We start from the raw sequence: 16,949 nt of genomic DNA on the forward strand, positions 1-16,949 counted from the left end.
TTGTTTATTAATTATAAGCTCTACTGAAAACAGGCGATCGCTTTCTATTTTTTAGCTTGATAAAGTGCGATTGCGCGGAGCGCACTGCCGTAGGCAATCGCTTTACTTGCTATCCTCTAAAATTCCACCACCACCGGCGTATGATCACTAGGTTTTTCTAACTTCCTGGGTGCAATATCAATAATACAACTTTGAGCGCGTTCATAAAGCACAGGTGTTAAATAATGATGGTCTATTCTCCAACCTAAATTTCTTTTAAAAGCCGCCGTCCGATAATCCCACCAACTATAATTTCCCCCCTCTTGATTAAACTTTCTCAAAGCATCCGCAAAACCCAAATCAAGTACATCTTTTAAAGCTTGGCGTTCTGGGATAGATGCCATAATGTGATTTTCTATTTTTACTTTGTCATTAATATCTATATCTTCCAAGGCAATATTAAAATCACCACACATAGAAATAGCCGGATTTGATAATAGTAATTGCTGCAAATATTTCCGTAATACTGTTAACCAACGCAGTTTATATTCATATTTTTCACTTCCCACCGATGAACCATTAGGAACATAAAGATTGACAATTCTCACTCCATCAATTACACCACTAATTACCCGCTTTTGTTCATCCCAAACTGGATCTAAATCTGTTAACACTGAACAGAAACCCATACTCACATCTTCCAAAGGTTGACGGCTAATCAGTGCCACTCCGTTATAAGCTTTCTGTCCGTAAATATAAAGATGATAACCTAAGTTTTCAAAAGAATTTAAGGGAAAATCCTGATCTACAACCTTCGTTTCCTGCAAACACAAAACATCAACAGGATTTTCACTTAACCAGTTGATCACCTGTTCTAAACGAGTCCGAATTGAATTGACATTCCAAGTAGCGATTTTCATGAGTTACTTATCAGTAGGATAGTAAATAAAGAAATATAGAATATGTAAATTTTTTGTAATCATTTTTGATTGTGAATTTTTTTGTTCAACCTCCCATTCACTTAAAAATAAGCTATAAGTAATTGATCCCTGCTGTAAATGCGTATTCGCAAATACAAAATAGGCAAAATTGTAAGTTAGGCTACAGAAAATTATAAATGATTATGATCCCCCAGATAGATGAAAATATAAAGTACTTGCTTGTAAACTAATAAAGACGTTAATTGTTAGCACTTGCTACGACTGTGATATTACATTTGTGAGTGAGTTGATAATACAGTTAACCGAGAATACGCTTTTCTAATAGTCAGTCAGAAAAGTTAACTTAAATGGAAGAAAAGTAAGCATAAATGCTTTTACCTCATAAAATAATTTCAGGATTGGTAGCAGGTGATGTCAAATCAATAAATCAATATAAATCAATATATATGATGTTGACACTCTTTGTAGACCAAACCAAGAATCGCAAGATATAGCATATTAGCTCAATTTTCACCAGAAAATATCCCAAAATATGCAAATTCTGTCACCAAGCGGAGAGGTTGGAACTTTCACAGATACATCCATTTAGGTGTAATCAAATTAGGTGTAATCAAAATTTTTTTGCTCGATTACAACAACAAACTTTTTTAGGAGGACATTGGTATGAGTAATAGAGCCAACACTTGCCCATGCTGCGGTGGATCAATCCTACGTCATGTCCGTCATGGTGAACTATATTGGTTTTGCCTTTCGTGCCGACAAGAAGTACCACTGTTAACTATCAGTCGCTTATCAAATCATTTGGAAACCCGTAACACAGGAGTAGTTACTCCGTCTGCTGTTAACTCAGTAGAGTAATCTAATGCGGCTGGTTCTGAATATCTACAGAGTGGAAATAGACAAGTGAATACCATATTTCTTGAGAGCAAGCGTCAAGCTAGAGATGGCGCTTGCGCTTTGGTTTGACTTTGTTGCCAGAACAGCGGATAACTTCCAGTTAATGTCGATATGATATAAAAGTAGATAAAACTTAAAGAATATTCATCAAATGCTGATTCACTCATCTGACTTGCCCAAAGTCAAAGACTCAGTAGGCAAAAAAATTCTCTTAGGTAATGAACCTAAACCAGAACTAATTGCGATTCTAGCAGTCTACTTTGTTCAAGGCATATTAGGGTTATCGCGTCTAGCCGTTAGCTTTTTCCTCAAAGATGAATTGCAACTGAGTCCAGTTGAGGTATCAGCACTGTTGGGAATAGTTGCTCTACCTTGGATGATTAAGCCATTATTTGGCTTTATTTCCGATGGTTTGCCCATATTTGGCTACCGTCGCCGTCCCTATCTAGTGTTATCTGGGATACTGGGGGCTGGTGCTTGGGTAAGTTTGGGAACAATAGTTAATAGTAGCTGGGCGGCAACAATTGCGATCGCCCTATCTTCCCTTTCCGTTGCCTTCAGTGATGTCATTGTAGACTCCCTAGTTGTCGAACGTGCCAGAGTAGAAACCCAAGCCAAAGCTGGTTCTCTGCAATCTTTGTGCTGGGGTGCTACTGCTCTTGGAGGCTTAATTACTGCTTACTTTAGCGGCTTACTCCTAGAATATTTCAGCACACGCACAGTATTTTTAGTCACGGCATTTTTTCCGCTAATTATTTCCGTGGTAGCTTGGTTAATTGCAGAAACACCAATTAATCAAGACACTACACAACCTCAAGCAAATAATCTTCTCTCCACCTCCAATCAAATTAAACAACTGGGTAAAGTGATTACACAAAAAGCAATTTGGATACCCACAGCATTTATCTTTCTGTGGCAATCTACCCCCAGTGGAGAAGCAGCTTTTTTCTACTTTTTCACCAACGAATTACACTTTCAACCTGAATTTTTAGGCAGAGTCCATTTAGTTACCAGTTTAGCCTCATTAATTGGAATTTGGATTTTCCAACGGTTCTTAAAATCCGTACCATTTCGAGTAATTTGTGGCTGGAGCATCGTCATTTCTGCTGCATTAAGAATGACAATGTTAATATTAGTAACCCACACTAATCGAGCATTAGGAATAGATGATCAATGGTTCAGTTTAGGTGATAGCTTAATACTCGCAGTCATGGGACAAATTGCCTTCATGCCCGTGATGGTATTAGCCGCAAGAATATGTCCCTTGGGAATAGAAGCCACATTATTTGCCCTCTTAATGTCAATCTTCAATTTAGGAGGAGCTATTTCCAGAGAGTTTGGGGCTTTAATCATGCACTGGTTAGGAATTACCGAAAATAACTTTGATACCCTCTGGTTACTAGTAATTATCACCAATGTAATTGCCCTTGTACCATTGCTATTTATCAAATTTTTACCAGGTGAAGAAACAGAAACTATCACATCTACTCAAAATCCAGTAATTCAGTGAATTAATCAAAACCATTTAATTTTCATTTCTGTTTTTTGAAAAGTACATTCATGATGTACTGTTGAAAAAATATCATCTTGTCTTGAAAAAAATAAAAAACACCAAAATATGCAGATTTTAGAACCTCAAAACCAGCAAACGTTAGCAAAATCTTACAATCAAGAAGATTGGCAAAAAGGATATGAATCACTCAAACAAGAATACGATTATTGGATTGATGAAATAGAAGGGGTAATACCCGCAGAACTACAAGGAACACTATTGAGAAATGGACCCGGTTTATTAGATATCAACGGACAAAGATTACATCATCCCTTTGATGGGGATGGAATGATTAGCCGCATTACATTTACTAACGGACGCGCCCATTTTCGTAATAAATTTGTAGAAACAGAAGGTTATTTAGCAGAAAAAAAAGCTGGTAAAATTCTTTATCGTGGCGTATTTGGTACACAAAAACCAGGAGGTTGGTTAGCTAATGCCTTTGATTTCAAAATCAAACATATTGCTAATACTAATGTTATCTATTGGGGTAAAAAACTATTAGCTTTATGGGAAGCAGCAGAACCTTATTTATTGCATCCCCACACCTTAGAAACATTAGGCAACGAATATTTTAATGGTGTTTTATCCCCAGGTGAAGCTTTTAGCGCCCATCCCCGCATAGATCCCAATGGTAAATTAGTTAACTTTGCCATTAAACCAGGACTATCAACCACAATTACAATTTTTGAACTCAACACCAACGGCGAAATTATCAGTAAACAAAATCATAGTGTTCCTGGTTTTTGCTTTATTCATGATTTTGTCATCACCGAAAATTACTGTATCTTCTTCCAAAACCCTGTTAATTTTAATCCCATACCTTTCGCTTTAGGAATGGCCAGTGCTGGACAATGTATTCAAGTCCAAAAAAATCAACCCACAAAAATCATTATTATTCCCCGCAAAGATAGTAAAGCTGAGAAAGAAGAAGTCAGAACTTTAGAAACCCAAGCAGGTTTTATTTTCCATCATGTCAACGCTTTTGAAGTGGAAACTGAAATTATCATTGATTCAATTTGCTATGAATCATTACCAGAAGTAGAACCAAATACTGATTATCTACAAACCAACTTTGACACCAATGCACCAGGACAAATTTGGCGATTTGATATTAATTTGCCGGAGAAAAAAGTACAAAGTCAGTTAATAGATAAACGTGCTTGTGAATTTCCTACTATTCATCCGAATAATGTAGGTAGACCATACCGTTATTTGTACATTGCTGCGGCTCATAACCCCATAGGAAATGCACCCTTACAAGCAATCATGAAAGTAGACTTAGCAACAGAAAAACGAGAAATTTGGAGTGCAGCACCACGGGGTTTTATGGGTGAACCAATTTTTATTCCTCGTTCCAACTCTCAACAAGAAGATGAAGGTTGGGTAATAGCTTTGGTTTATGATGCAGAACATCATCGCTCAGATGTAGTGATTTTAGATGCTCAGGATTTTTCAAAAGGTGTAATTGCTAAATTACACCTTAAACATCATATTCCTTATGGTTTACATGGGAGTTTTACACCAGAAACATTCATTTAATTAATGTAGGTTGGGTTAAGCGTAAACCCAACACAACAAAATCATATTAAATAGAACGGAAAAACACCTTTAAACCATCACTGGGTTGAGACGTGGGTATCATTTTTAAATCTAAATTTTGTCCTGGTACAAGTTCCCATTCATAACCACGCAACAGCAAAGCAGCAAATATTTTCATTTCCAACTTAGCAAATTCTTTACCTAAACATTCTCTCATCCCACCACCAAAGGCAACATAACTAAAAGGTTTAGATTTGTCCTCATTTCTCTCTACACTAAACCTTTCTGGATCGAAAGTTTGAGAATTTTTATAAATAGTTTCATATTGGTGGGTTTTCCCTATTTGATACAGTACACTCCAACTTTGAGGAATACTATATCCATTAAATTCACAAGTTTTAGTTACAGAACGAAAACCACCACCAACAGGGGGAATAACTCGCAAAACTTCCTTGAGTATTTGGTCTAAATAAGTCATTTGTTTTAAATGTTCAGATGTGAGCGCACCTGTAACATTTATTTGTTGTTGTTCTTTTCTTGCTGCTGCTAAAATGTCTGGGTTTTGTGCTAACAACAAACAAAAAGAAGACATTGCCGAAGTTAAGGTTTCATGTCCAGCAAATAATAATGTTAAAATTTGATCTTTGAGTTCATTTACACTCAAACTATTACCATCTTCATCTTTAGCATTTAACAACAAACCCAAAGCATCTTTTTCTGAATTTTCTGAGATTGGCTGCTTTTGACGTTGTAAAATTATATTTTCAATTTTCGCTAATAACAGTTCTCGACTTTTTAGAGCTTTACCAAATTTAGTCCAAGGTAAACGAATGGGAAGAGTAAATAAACCTTGACACCATTCTTCAAATAATTCAGCAAAATGAGGATCATTAGTAGTATCTGTTCCTACTAATAATTTACAAGCCACATCAAAAGTATATTGTCTGATTTCAGGATACCAGGTTAATTGACCTAAATTTAACCATTTTTGTAAATAGCTATTAGTAATTTCCACCATTGTAGGTGTATAACTTGCTAAAGCTCTGGGTAGAAATGCTTGAGCTAATAATTTACGTCGGGTTTGATGAATGCTTCCAGTTTGCGTTGCTAAAGATGCAGGACCAAGCAATTCTGAAACAGTCTTAGGCCATTGAATTATAAAATTCTGATTTTCACCACTAAATACAAAGCGGTTTGCATCTGCTCCTATCATCATAATTGTAGGAGAACCAAAGATATTAGTTTTAAAAATGTTGCCGTATTTCTGTTGTCTTTTTCTGGCAAAATTTTTATCTGTTAAAAAACTAATTGTTTCACCAATGATAGGTAAACCAAAGTTTCCCGGTGGTAAAGGTAATTGATTATCAGTAGAAATATCTTGGTTTTTTGATTTGTTTTCTTGGATTTTCATAATTGTATATAGTTTGATGGGATACTAATGTTATCAGTTGGTATTGGTAATTGCTAATTAATAGTTTTTGAAGTTTATCCTATTAAACGATTTAATCTTTTGTAGACATCATCATCATTACGTTTACCAACTAAAATAACTTCTACTAAATCTTGCTCTTGATAGTATCTATAAATAATGCGATATTCACCACTATCTACTCGATAAAAACCCTGATAACCAGATAGTTGTTTTCAGAACTTGTCAGATATCTGACTTCTAACATTGAATTATGTTTTTTAACATCATCATCAAAGAAGTCGGGGTCTAGTGTCTCAGAAGTTTTCAGATACCCGACTTCTAACGTTCAGTTATGGTGTGTTAATATTCTCAAAAAGAAGTTAGGGATCTAGTTTCTTGAAAAATACTTTTAACCCATCACTCGATTGAGGCATGGGTGTCATTTTTGAATCTGAATTTTGTCCTGGTACAAGTTCCCATTCATAACCACGTAAGAGCAAAGCAGTAAATATTTTCATTTCTAACTTAGCAAATTCTTTACCTAAACATTCTTTAATTCCCCCACCAAAGGGAATGTAACTAAAAGGTTTAGATTTGTCCTCATTTCTCTCTACACTAAACCTATCTGGATCGAAACTCTGAGGATTTTGATAAATATTTTCATCTTCATGGGTTTTGTATATGTCATACACTACCACCCAACCTTCAGGAATAGAATAACCATTAAATTCACAGGTTTTGATTACTGAACGAAAACCACCAAGTATGGGGGGAATAAGTCGTAAAATTTCCTTAAGTATTTGGTCTAGGTAAGTCATTTGTTTAAGATGTTCAGCTGTGAGGTCACCTGTACAATTTATTTGTTGTTGTTCTTGTCTTGCTGCTACTAAAATTTCTGGGTTTTCTGCTAACAGCAAACAGAAAGAAAAGAGTACAGAACTTAAAGCTTCATGTCCAACAAATAATAATCCTAAAATTTGATCTTTGATTTCATCTACACTCAAACTATTGCCATTTTCATCTTTGGCATTTAACAATAAATCCAAAGCATCTTTTTCTGAATTTTCCAAACTTGGTTGTTTTTGACGTTCTACAATAATCTTGTCAATTTTTGCTAATAACAGTTTTCTGCTTTTCACAGCTTTACTAAACATAGTCCAAGGTAAGCGAATGGGAATAGCGTGTAACCCTTGACACCATGCTTCAAATAATTTGTGAAAATCATGGTCATTAGTAATGTCTGTTCCTACTAATAATTTACAAGCTATATCAAAAGCATATTCTCTCAGTTGAGGATACAAAGCTAATTGACCTAAATCTTTCCATTTCTGTAAATAGCTATTAGTAATTTCTACCATTGCAGGTGTATAACTCGCTAAAGCTCGCGTTTGAAATGCTTGGGCTAATAATTTACGTCGGGTTTGATGTATGCTTCCTGTTTGCATTGCTAAAGATACAGGACCCAACAAGTCTGAAGTATTCTTATCCTGTCTAACTGTGAAATTCCGATTTTCACCACTAAATATAAAGCGGTTTGCATCTGCTCCTATCATTACAATTGTAGGAATACCAAACATATTAGTTTTAAAAACGTTACCGTATTTTTCTTGTCGTTTATTAATAAAGTTTTTATCTGTTAAAAAACTAATTGTTTCACCAATGATAGGTAAACCTAAGTTTCCAGGTGGTAAAGGTAATTGATTATCAGTAGAAATATCTGGGTTGTTAGATTTGTTTTCTGGGATTTTCATAAGGATTATCAAGTAAAAGTTTAGGTTTTTCAGTTTTAAGTACCCAAGCAAAATTAATTTACAGCGATTTTTAGGCAAGTGTATAAAATTTAAAAAATTGTAATATATTTGCGTTCTTCAGTAAAATAATTGTTGCTACACATAAATATAACCAAACAAATGTAACAAAAACTACAAAATTCTTATTTTTTCAAAAAAACAGGGTAAGCTAACCATACATATCCGGTTCACCAAAGTACCGTGATGAGGAGTAAATGTTATGGTGACAACCTCGCGCCCATTGTGGGAAAATCATTCTCCAGCCCATATTTGCCCGTTTGACCAAGCTTGTAGTTATTTAGAATGGGCAGGTAAAGAGTTAAAATTAGATCCTGGTTTATTAGAAATACTTAGTCATCCCCGGAAAGTCGTCACCGTTTCCATACCCGTAAAAATGGATAACGGGGAAGTGCGAGTTTTAGCCGGACATCGGGTACAACATTCTGATATTTTAGGACCATATAAAGGTGGTATTCGTTACCATCCGGCAGTGACTTTACGGGAAGTTTCCGCTTTAGCTATGTTAATGACTTGGAAATGTGCATTGTTAGGTATTCCCTATGGTGGTGCTAAAGGTGGTATTCCCATAGATCCGAAACAATACAGTGTATCAGAATTAGAAAGAATAAGTCGCCGTTATATCAGTGAGTTAATTAAAGATATTGGACCATCAGTAGATATACCAGCCCCAGACATGGGTACATCTGCGCGGGAAATGGCCTGGATGATGGATACCTATTCTGTGAATGTTGGTCATGCTGTACCCGGTGTTGTTACTGGTAAACCCCTTTCTGTAGGTGGTTCTCTGGGTCGAGAAATGGCTACGGGGCGCGGTGTAATGATTATTGTCCGGGAAGCCTTGGCAGATCAAGGTAAATCCCTGGCAGATGTAAAAATTGCTATTCAAGGTTTCGGTAATGTGGGGGGTGCTGCGGCTGAATTGTTATACCAAGCAGGGGCAAAAATTATTGCGGTTTCCAGTGGTGCTGGGGGTGTATATGCGGAAACTGGGCTTGATATTCCGGCTTTAAAAGCTTACGCTGCTCAAAATCGTCGCAGTGTGGTGGGTTTTCCCCAAGCTATTCCCATTAGTAATGCAGATTTACTCATTTTACCTTGTGATGTATTAATTCCTGCTGCTTTGGAAAATCAAATTACGGAAGAAAATGTGCATCAGATTCAAGCGCAAATGATTGCTGAAGCAGCTAATGGACCTGTGACTTTGGAAGCTAACCGAGTTTTAGAAGCCAGTGGAGTTACGGTTTTACCTGATATTTTAGCTAATGCTGGGGGGGTAGTAGTTAGTTATTTGGAATGGGTGCAAGGTCTTTCTTATCTGTTCTGGGATGAGGAAAGAGTAAACCGGGAAATGGAACATTTAATGGTAAATGCTTACCGTCACGTAATTCAACAAGCACAGACTCGCAGAGTAAATTTACGGTTAGCCGCTTATACTCTTGGTGTGGGTAGAGTGGCGCAAGCTTTGACTGATAGGGGTTTGTATCCTTAGTTACAGGGCTGTAACTCGTTAACTCGTTCCCAGTCTCTGACTGGGAATGCTATTACAGAGTCTCTGACTCTATCATCATAGAAGCCAGAGTCTTCTGATGTTCATTCCCTCATCAGGTAAAAATAACGGCGAAATTGCGCGAATATTAGATATTAGCTCACATTCCGCATAAGCGGAGAATAAAAAAATAATTATCTCCAAAAACATTGTTTGGTAAGGGTTTTCAGGATTTTAGTTCAAAGGAACTATAAAATGTTTATTAGGAATTTATCTCATTTATTGAGAATATTTTTGGAGTAAAGTTTGTACAACCCTGAATCTTTCGTGATAATTATTCAGAATTGGATTTTATCTGCGGAATGTGGGTATTAGTTTGGATATGGCTCGGTTATGGCGAAACTTGAAATTAGGCGATCGCTCTCAACCGTCAGGTGATATAGTAAATTTTTGCTTGATAATCACGCTTTTACTATTTAAATTGTTTCCAATTTATTTCTTCAACTAATTTAAGTTTAGGAATATATTGTATGGCAAGTTGATAACTATCAGTTTTAGACAATATATCAACTAATGATAACAAATGAATACTTTCTGGTTTTAGGTATGGATGACCAAATAGACGATCTTTAAATGTTTTCTTATATCCTACACCTGATAACATTTTTTTCTCAGATGTTGAATTTTGATCTGATTTTGCATTGACTCATGATAACCATAAGCAAATGCCATATTTAAAATAGTTTTCTCATCTACTTGCAACCGCATTTGTAGATCATCCAGCTGTATTTTACATTTTTTACCAACACGAACTGGAGAAGGTTGCATTTTACCTTGACGCAAAGATTTGAGAGCAGATGTTTTCATTGTCTCTCTTATATAGTCTTCTTGTTGACGTTTCAATTCATCTTTACTACGTGCGATCAAGTTAGGATCTCGATGCTTTTTTGGTGGACGAGTAGAAGATGTATGATTAGCTTCTGCCATTTTTTTACTCCATAACTACTCTTTTGTAGTAATCCCATAGGTGCTCACAATCTGGTTCATTCCATAAATAGTCATAATTAATGACAACTGCATTACCAGCTTTCATAGGCAACCAATCAACAGGATCAAGAATTTCATAATTAGTAAACCGATTATCAATAAACTGCTGAAAATCATATTTTGATACTCCTATTGGTACAATTTTCACCTGGATAGAACCAATAATAGGACGTGCTTGTTCAAGTGCTATTAGCATATCATTTAAACTTACAAATGAACCTATATCATCTTGCTTAACTCCTAGTAATACCAAATCAGGTGTAACCTCAAACAAGAATTTAGAAATAGATGTTAGATCAGGTGAAACATCAATAACAGTATGAGTAAATTTTTTATTTTTTGCTAATTTTCCTAAAGTTTTAGCTAACCGGTCAGGGTTACTCTTATCACTTTCACTGACGACTGTAAGTTTATCTTCTTGGGTTACAAGTGTTTCACCACCTGGTTTTGGTGCTGATCCTTCGCTAAAGAATTTGAAACTGTGAGCTTGAGAGTCACCATCTATTAAGAGTACCTTATTGCCCATATTCAGGAAAACTCCAGTAATATGAATTGCAGTTGTTGTTTTGCCTACTCCACCCTTATGGTGAACACATAGAACTTTCATAATAAGCTATACTCATCTAATATTTTATTAGTTTTTCTAAAATAACATCAAAACGTTCTCACATCGGTTTCTTATGAAAATCCGCTAAGGAGTATATAGCAGTGTAGCCAGATTTAGTAGGCTTAGAAATCAGCAAAGGTGAACTAAAACGCTTAACAGGGTTTGACACAGAGGACGTATTTCGTCCTTCAATTATGGCGGATAAGCAAAAGCGCATTGGCTTTTTTATTAACGAAGCTTTGGTTGCTTTAGCACTGACACCAGTTATTGTTAGTTTTATTTATCAAGAACATAAGTGATATCTGCACTGTAACTGATTCGAGAAGATTTAGTTCGCGCTTTGAAAAGTGAACGGATTTTGCGCCATAATAAAAAACTGCTTACTAATAACCAAGAGTTACTTGCAAATAACTTAGCCAATTTGCAAATCTTAGAAGTTAGTAATCAAGCTGGGGAATATGCACAACTTTTAAATCAATCATTGCAGATTGCTTTAGATGTACAAGCAGAACTGAGAAAATTACAAAAAGTCTAATTAAGTTGTCTACACAAAATCTGATGAATAACCAACCCAAAATTATCGTTTTAGATGATGATCCCACCGGTTCTCAAACTGTTCACAGTTGTTTACTCCTGATGCGTTGGGATGTGGAAACCTTGCGTTTAGGTTTAAAAGATGATGCTCCCATTTTCTTTATCTTAACCAATACGCGATCGCTCACCCCAGAAGATGCAGCAAATGTCACCAAAGAAGTTTGTCATAACCTCAAAATCGCACTAGCAGCAGAAAACATCGAGGATTTTCTCGTAGTTAGTCGTTCTGACTCCACCTTACGCGGTCATTATCCCATAGAAACCGATGTCATTGCCGAAGAACTCGGACCTTTTGACGCTCATTTTCTCGTACCCGCATTTTTTGAAGGTGGGAGAATTACCTGTGACAGCATCCATTATCTCATTATTGATGGTGTACCCACCCCCGTACACGAAACAGAATTTGCTCGTGATTCTGTATTTAGTTACAATTACAGCTACTTACCCAAGTATGTAGAAGAAAAAACCAGAGGACGCATCAAAGAAGATACCGTCACCAGATTTTTACTTGATGATATCCGTAAAGGTAGCTTAGAAAGATTATTACAACTGCATGATAATCAGTGTGGGGTAGTTGATGGGGAAACCCAAGCCGATCTTAACACCTTTGCTGTAGACATATTAACAGCCGCCAGTCAAGGTAAACGCTTTTTATTCCGCTCCGCTGCTAGTATATTAACAGCTTTAGCTGCTTTACCCCCCCAACCCATAGCTGCGGAAAATATGGCAGAATATGTGCGTGGTGGTAAGCCGGGAGCAGTTATTGTTGGTTCTCATGTGAAAAAGACAACTCAACAGTTAGAATCACTGTTAACAGTTGCGGGAACGGTAGGGATAGAAGTTAATGTCGGAAGATTACTTGATGATGGAGTCAATGAATCTGCTAAACTGCTAACCGAGATTCTAGAACAAATCCGGGAAGTACATAACGCTGGAAAAACACCAGTAGTTTATACTAGCCGTCAGGAATTGACTTTTAAAGATGTCAAAACTAGATTAGACTTTGGGGCAAGAGTTTCGGCTTTACTAATGGATATTGTAAAGGGTTTACCAGCTGATATAGGATTTTTAATCAGCAAGGGGGGTATAACTTCTAATGATGTCTTGAGTACAGGTTTAAATTTAACTTCTGCTCGGTTATTAGGTCAAATTTTAGCCGGTTGTTCAATGGTAATTACACCATCTGATCATCCTCAGTTTTCTAATTTACCTGTGGTTTTATTTCCCGGTAATGTCGGTAATGCTGATGCCTTGGCTACAATTTATCAAAGATTGACTAATCAGTAAACATTTATCAGGAGTCAGGAGGCAGGAGTCAGGAGTCAGGAGTCAGGAGTCAGGAGGCAGAAGGCAGGAGGCAGGAGGCAGAAGGCAGAAGGCAGGAGGCAGAAGGTAAATATTTCTCCCCAATCACCAATCACCAATCACCAATCACCAATTACCCATTACCCATTACCCATTACCCATTAAGAATGAATTCTGATTCTAAGAAATCACCAAAAGATTTGAAAATGGAGTCAAATTCTGCACTTAACGATGCAGAATCAATCTCTATTAATGATGATAGAGAGGAAAAAAGTGTCAACCCTGTTCATAAAGAGGGAGATACTAATGTAGATGTTAAAGATAGTGATTCTATCATTCCCAATGGAGAGCTAAATTCTGTTCTTGTCTATTTACAAGCTCATGCAGATAGGAAGATAGATTCTAATTCTGAAGAGAAATCTGAAGAGAAATCTGAAGATAAGAAAACAGAAACAAGCAATTTTGAATTGATTGATCTGAACAGCGATGAGTTAGTGTCAACAGGAAAAAATAACAACAATAATATTCAAGTTCAGTTAAAAACCAAGGAGGGAAGACTATTATTAATTTTGCCAACAGAATCTCAAGTACCTGCTTCTGAGTTCAGTTGCTCCGAGATTTGGCAACAAATGAGACAGAGACTAAATGGTAGCGATCGCCTACGTATACCTAACACTATAGTACATTTGGTAGCGAAAGACCGCTTATTGGACTCAAGACAACTGCAAGAACTGGCACAAACTTTAAATGAACTGCAACTAGAGTTAAAATCAGTCGCCACAAGTCGCAGACAAACCGCGATCGCCGCTTGTACATTAGGTTATTCTGTCGAACAAATCCAACTACAACCATCCTTCACCGCTGACGCTCAACCAGGTCCTAAACCTCTAGCAGATGCGCTCTATCTAGAAATGACAGTAAGATCAGGTGGAGAAATTCGCCATCCTGGCACTGTGATTATTTTGGGAGATATCAACCCTGGTGGTATTGTGGTTGCAGATGGTGATATTCTCATTTGGGGGCGTTTGCGGGGGGTAGCTCATGCCGGCGCTGGGGGAAATCGTGATTGTCTAATTATGGCTTTGCAAATGGAACCAACCCAACTGCGAATCGCCGATGCAGTAGCTAGAGCGCCTGAAAAATCACTAACACATTTTTTCCCAGAAGTGGCACATATCACACCCGAAGGCATCCGTATTGCCAAAGCTACTGATTTTTCTCGCAGTCAGTTAAGCAAAATTAATCAGAGTCTCTATGGCAGGAGTCAGTAGTCGTAGGGGCGAAGCATTCGGAAAACAACCTTGGACAAAAATTGATAATTTATCGCCCGAATGCTGATGCTTCCAGCACGCTTCGCGAACGCCCGTACAGGAGTCAGGAGTAAAACCTGATAATGCTGGAAGTTTCATCATATATTGATGTTATCAGCGCCCCGTCTACTGCTATAACTAGTTCTAAATATTCTCTCAATATTTAGTATTATTTCCACCAACCCTAATCGAGCGCATTGCCGTTATGAGTCGTATTATTGTAATTACCTCCGGTAAAGGAGGAGTGGGTAAAACCACGGTTTCCGCAAATCTGGGTATGGCTTTAGCCAAAATCGGGCGACAAGTGGCCTTAGTTGATGCGGATTTTGGTCTGAGAAATTTAGATTTGTTGCTAGGACTAGAAAACCGCATTGTCTACACAGCGGTAGAAGTGTTAGCTAGAGAGTGTCGTTTAGATCAAGCTTTAGTCAAAGATAAACGACAACCGAATCTGGTACTACTACCAGCAGCCCAAAATCGCACCAAAGACGCGGTAACACCAGACCAAATGAGACTGCTAGTAAATGCACTAGCACAAAAATACCAATATGTAGTCATAGATAGTCCCGCAGGCATTGAAATGGGGTTTAAAAATGCGACCGCCCCAGCTAAAGAAGCCCTCATTGTCACCACCCCGGAAATCTCCGCAGTTCGTGATGCTGACCGGGTAGTAGGATTATTAGAAGCCCAAGGTGTGAAAAAGATTCATTTAATCATCAACCGGATTAGACCTGCAATGGTACGGGCAAATGATATGATGTCTGTACAGGATGTTCAGGAACTCCTCGCCATCCCCTTAATCGGGGTTGTCCCTGATGACGAGCGTGTGATAGTCTCTACTAACCGAGGCGAACCTTTAGTATTATCAGAAGCTCCTTCTTTGGCAGCCTCAGCCTTTGAAAACATTGCTCGTAGATTAGAAGGGGAAACTGTCGAATTTATTGATCTTGACTCCCCCAACGACAACTTATTTTCCCGGTTACGCAAGTTGTTACGGACAAAGATTGTTTAATTTTTTTCAGTTACCGCCTTATAACCTAGCCAGCAATGATTCTTGAACTTTTAGAAAAACTTTTTGTTCGCACACCAAACACCAGTCGCACTGAAGTTAAACGTCGTCTGCAAGTAGTTATAGCCCACGACCGAGCAGACTTAGATGCCCAAACCTTGGAAAAAATGCGTCAGGAAATCCTAGCAATTGTCTGTCGCTATGTAGAAATTGAAACAGATGGTTTGGAGTTTTCTTTAGAAAGCAACCAACGCACAACTGCTTTGATTGCTAATTTACCCATCCGTAGGGTAAAGGAAAGCACTCCTGAAGCAGAAGAAACAGAGACATCTATTGAGGTTTGATCTCAATACTTTTCGGTTAAGCCCAAAACGACGAAATAACGTAGGTTGGGTTGAACGAAGTGAAACCCAACAAACCCTTGTAAATGTTGGGTTTCGTTCCTCAACCCAACCTTGTATCTTAGAGGAGGGTGGGTTAGGAGTGTATTAAATTTGCACTGCAAGCTCTTGTCAGAATCAGGATTTTTCGTTTTTTAGTTTCAAGACTTGACAAGTCGCAAAAATTGTTGTACAGTTATGTTATGAGTAGAAATCTGTGGAGCCAGATATAGTAAACTTTTAAACCCACATTCCGCACCCCCCAGTGTCACAATCGGTAATTTCGGATTTTTGAAGACCTTTGAGGATAATTTTAATACAAAATGGTCTAAAGTTTAGGTAGCGATCGCCAATCTCAAATCCCCAAATGACCATTTTTCGTTGTGTGACAGTTTAGGGTGCGGAAGGTGGGTTGTACAGCTTTTGATTCTGCTTTGGTAATTTTTTGGGTGAGCTTACGCAGGTCTGATTCTCTTCTTTCTTGACTTTGCACTACTAGCCATCTTTGTTCTATTCCTGCATAATTTTCTGTTTTCAATGTTAATTTATATCCTGGTATTGTACTATCAATAAATTCTGATTCTGGGATTGTTGATATTAATGATTTTGCGGCTTTTATGCTTAATGGTACTCTACATAACCAGCGTAATTCTGACATCATTTTTAGGTTTGGTTCTGTATATAAAGCCGAGTCAGCAACGATGAGACTATTAACTTCTAATTGTTTTTGATATTCTACTGCTATTTTACCAAAGCATGATGAGTCAGCTTGATTTCCTGATGCTAGTTTCAAAAATATGGGGATGTCTCCATCTCCTGAACATATCATTTCTATGATAAACTGTTTTAGGTCTGGTCTGTGGTCACGAGAATAACCATAGGTGATGGTGATTTCTTTGGGTGATTTTACTGCTAATTCTTCTAATTCTTGGTTATCTCCTACTTTTTGACTCTCAAATATTACTTCTGGTAAGCTAGTGTTATACAGCCCATGTACGTGCATTGATGATGAGTCTAGATGTGAGGTTGATAGTGATACTCCAAATCTTTGTGCTGCTTTTAAGGCAATGATAAAAAA

General features: G+C 37.4%; 15 protein-coding genes and 2 pseudogenes. 9 read left to right on the forward strand and 8 right to left on the reverse strand.

The window, feature by feature from the left end:
- Window positions 1–116: 116 nt before the first annotated feature.
- Complete coding sequence (gene xth, locus H6F47_RS02230) at window positions 117–899, reverse strand: exodeoxyribonuclease III (RefSeq protein ID WP_096572370.1); 783 nt, start codon at window positions 897–899, stop codon at window positions 117–119.
- Window positions 900–1,583: 684 nt separating this feature from the next.
- On the opposite strand from xth, the gene H6F47_RS02235 reads away from it, so the two are divergent.
- From H6F47_RS02235 to H6F47_RS02245, 3 genes are all read left to right on the forward strand, one after another.
- Window positions 1,584–1,778 (forward strand): hypothetical protein, encoded by a 195-nt coding sequence (locus tag H6F47_RS02235; RefSeq protein ID WP_096572371.1) that lies wholly within the window; start codon window positions 1,584–1,586, stop codon window positions 1,776–1,778.
- A gap of 190 nt (window positions 1,779–1,968) precedes the next feature.
- Window positions 1,969–3,327 carry a folate/biopterin family MFS transporter gene (locus H6F47_RS02240; RefSeq protein ID WP_190647486.1) on the forward strand — a complete coding sequence of 453 codons (1,359 nt, stop codon included), beginning with the start codon at window positions 1,969–1,971 and terminating at the stop codon, window positions 3,325–3,327.
- A 108-nt stretch (window positions 3,328–3,435) separates the two neighbouring features.
- Window positions 3,436–4,911 (forward strand): carotenoid oxygenase family protein, encoded by a 1,476-nt coding sequence (locus H6F47_RS02245; protein WP_137666131.1) that lies wholly within the window; start codon window positions 3,436–3,438, stop codon window positions 4,909–4,911.
- Between the two features lie 46 nt (window positions 4,912–4,957).
- On the opposite strand, the gene H6F47_RS02250 is transcribed toward H6F47_RS02245, so the two are convergent.
- From H6F47_RS02250 to H6F47_RS02255, 3 genes and pseudogenes are all read right to left on the reverse strand, one after another.
- Window positions 4,958–6,322 carry a cytochrome P450 gene (locus H6F47_RS02250; protein ID WP_190647488.1) on the reverse strand — a complete coding sequence of 455 codons (1,365 nt, stop codon included), beginning with the start codon at window positions 6,320–6,322 and terminating at the stop codon, window positions 4,958–4,960.
- Window positions 6,323–6,396: 74 nt separating this feature from the next.
- Window positions 6,397–6,555, reverse strand: a pseudogene (locus H6F47_RS27705) (type II toxin-antitoxin system RelE/ParE family toxin); the annotation flags it as partial.
- A 147-nt stretch (window positions 6,556–6,702) separates the two neighbouring features.
- Entirely contained in the window at window positions 6,703–8,073 is a 1,371-nt protein-coding gene (locus H6F47_RS02255; RefSeq protein ID WP_137666129.1) for a cytochrome P450, read from the reverse strand.
- A gap of 259 nt (window positions 8,074–8,332) precedes the next feature.
- Here H6F47_RS02255 and H6F47_RS02260 point away from each other — a divergent pair, with 259 nt between their 5' ends.
- Window positions 8,333–9,622, forward strand: a complete 1,290-nt coding sequence (locus H6F47_RS02260; RefSeq protein ID WP_137666128.1) for a Glu/Leu/Phe/Val dehydrogenase — start codon at window positions 8,333–8,335, stop codon at window positions 9,620–9,622.
- A gap of 469 nt (window positions 9,623–10,091) precedes the next feature.
- Here the strand turns inward: H6F47_RS02260 and H6F47_RS02265 are convergent, their stop codons facing one another.
- Genes H6F47_RS02265 through H6F47_RS02275 form a run of 3 tightly spaced genes read right to left on the reverse strand, consistent with a single transcriptional unit; the run spans window position 10,092 to window position 11,273 of the window.
- A complete protein-coding gene (locus tag H6F47_RS02265; protein WP_190647490.1) occupies window positions 10,092–10,283 on the reverse strand; it encodes a hypothetical protein in 192 nt (63 codons plus the stop codon).
- Window positions 10,268–10,606 carry a hypothetical protein gene (locus tag H6F47_RS02270; protein WP_190647492.1) on the reverse strand — a complete coding sequence of 113 codons (339 nt, stop codon included), beginning with the start codon at window positions 10,604–10,606 and terminating at the stop codon, window positions 10,268–10,270. The genes H6F47_RS02265 and H6F47_RS02270 overlap by 16 nt, the downstream gene beginning before the upstream one ends.
- A 4-nt stretch (window positions 10,607–10,610) precedes the next feature.
- Window positions 10,611–11,273, reverse strand: coding sequence for an AAA family ATPase (locus tag H6F47_RS02275; protein WP_190647494.1), 663 nt, complete (start codon window positions 11,271–11,273; stop codon window positions 10,611–10,613).
- Between the two features lie 128 nt (window positions 11,274–11,401).
- On the opposite strand from H6F47_RS02275, the pseudogene H6F47_RS02280 reads away from it, so the two are divergent.
- The 5 genes and pseudogenes from H6F47_RS02280 to minE all read left to right on the forward strand — a co-directional run bounded on the left by H6F47_RS02280 (window position 11,402) and on the right by minE (window position 15,835).
- A pseudogene (locus H6F47_RS02280) lies at window positions 11,402–11,808 on the forward strand (hypothetical protein).
- A 23-nt stretch (window positions 11,809–11,831) separates the two neighbouring features.
- Window positions 11,832–13,154 (forward strand): four-carbon acid sugar kinase family protein, encoded by a 1,323-nt coding sequence (locus H6F47_RS02285; RefSeq protein WP_137666124.1) that lies wholly within the window; start codon window positions 11,832–11,834, stop codon window positions 13,152–13,154.
- A 185-nt stretch (window positions 13,155–13,339) separates the two neighbouring features.
- Window positions 13,340–14,443 carry a septum site-determining protein MinC gene (minC, locus tag H6F47_RS02295; RefSeq protein WP_190647502.1) on the forward strand — a complete coding sequence of 368 codons (1,104 nt, stop codon included), beginning with the start codon at window positions 13,340–13,342 and terminating at the stop codon, window positions 14,441–14,443.
- Between the two features lie 244 nt (window positions 14,444–14,687).
- Window positions 14,688–15,494 (forward strand): septum site-determining protein MinD, encoded by an 807-nt coding sequence (minD, locus tag H6F47_RS02300; RefSeq protein WP_190647496.1) that lies wholly within the window; start codon window positions 14,688–14,690, stop codon window positions 15,492–15,494.
- 35 nt (window positions 15,495–15,529) lie between these two features.
- On the forward strand, window positions 15,530–15,835 hold the full coding sequence (minE, locus tag H6F47_RS02305; protein WP_190647498.1) for a cell division topological specificity factor MinE: 306 nt from the start codon (window positions 15,530–15,532) through the stop codon (window positions 15,833–15,835).
- Window positions 15,836–16,226: 391 nt separating this feature from the next.
- Here minE and H6F47_RS02310 read toward each other — a convergent pair.
- Window positions 16,227–16,949: IS1634 family transposase (locus H6F47_RS02310; protein ID WP_242027316.1), on the reverse strand; the 723-nt coding region annotated here is incomplete at its 5' end.

Source organism: Sphaerospermopsis sp. FACHB-1094 (assembly GCF_014696195.1).
Classification (GTDB): Bacteria; Cyanobacteriota; Cyanobacteriia; order Cyanobacteriales; family Nostocaceae; genus Sphaerospermopsis; species Sphaerospermopsis kisseleviana.

What these genes read in the sequence shown, in the direction of transcription:
- xth (WP_096572370.1), bottom strand. Translation starts at nt 899, where the DNA reads ATGAAAATCGCTACTTGGAATGTCAATTCAATTCGGACTCGTTTAGAA.
- H6F47_RS02235 (WP_096572371.1), top strand. Translation starts at nt 1,584, where the DNA reads ATGAGTAATAGAGCCAACACTTGCCCATGCTGCGGTGGATCAATCCTA.
- H6F47_RS02240 (WP_190647486.1), top strand. Translation starts at nt 1,969, where the DNA reads ATGCTGATTCACTCATCTGACTTGCCCAAAGTCAAAGACTCAGTAGGC.
- H6F47_RS02245 (WP_137666131.1), top strand. Translation starts at nt 3,436, where the DNA reads ATGCAGATTTTAGAACCTCAAAACCAGCAAACGTTAGCAAAATCTTAC.
- H6F47_RS02250 (WP_190647488.1), bottom strand. Translation starts at nt 6,322, where the DNA reads ATGAAAATCCAAGAAAACAAATCAAAAAACCAAGATATTTCTACTGAT.
- H6F47_RS02255 (WP_137666129.1), bottom strand. Translation starts at nt 8,073, where the DNA reads ATGAAAATCCCAGAAAACAAATCTAACAACCCAGATATTTCTACTGAT.
- H6F47_RS02260 (WP_137666128.1), top strand. Translation starts at nt 8,333, where the DNA reads ATGGTGACAACCTCGCGCCCATTGTGGGAAAATCATTCTCCAGCCCAT.
- H6F47_RS02265 (WP_190647490.1), bottom strand. Translation starts at nt 10,283, where the DNA reads ATGTTATCAGGTGTAGGATATAAGAAAACATTTAAAGATCGTCTATTT.
- H6F47_RS02270 (WP_190647492.1), bottom strand. Translation starts at nt 10,606, where the DNA reads ATGGCAGAAGCTAATCATACATCTTCTACTCGTCCACCAAAAAAGCAT.
- H6F47_RS02275 (WP_190647494.1), bottom strand. Translation starts at nt 11,273, where the DNA reads ATGAAAGTTCTATGTGTTCACCATAAGGGTGGAGTAGGCAAAACAACA.
- H6F47_RS02285 (WP_137666124.1), top strand. Translation starts at nt 11,832, where the DNA reads ATGAATAACCAACCCAAAATTATCGTTTTAGATGATGATCCCACCGGT.
- minC (WP_190647502.1), top strand. Translation starts at nt 13,340, where the DNA reads ATGAATTCTGATTCTAAGAAATCACCAAAAGATTTGAAAATGGAGTCA.
- minD (WP_190647496.1), top strand. Translation starts at nt 14,688, where the DNA reads ATGAGTCGTATTATTGTAATTACCTCCGGTAAAGGAGGAGTGGGTAAA.
- minE (WP_190647498.1), top strand. Translation starts at nt 15,530, where the DNA reads ATGATTCTTGAACTTTTAGAAAAACTTTTTGTTCGCACACCAAACACC.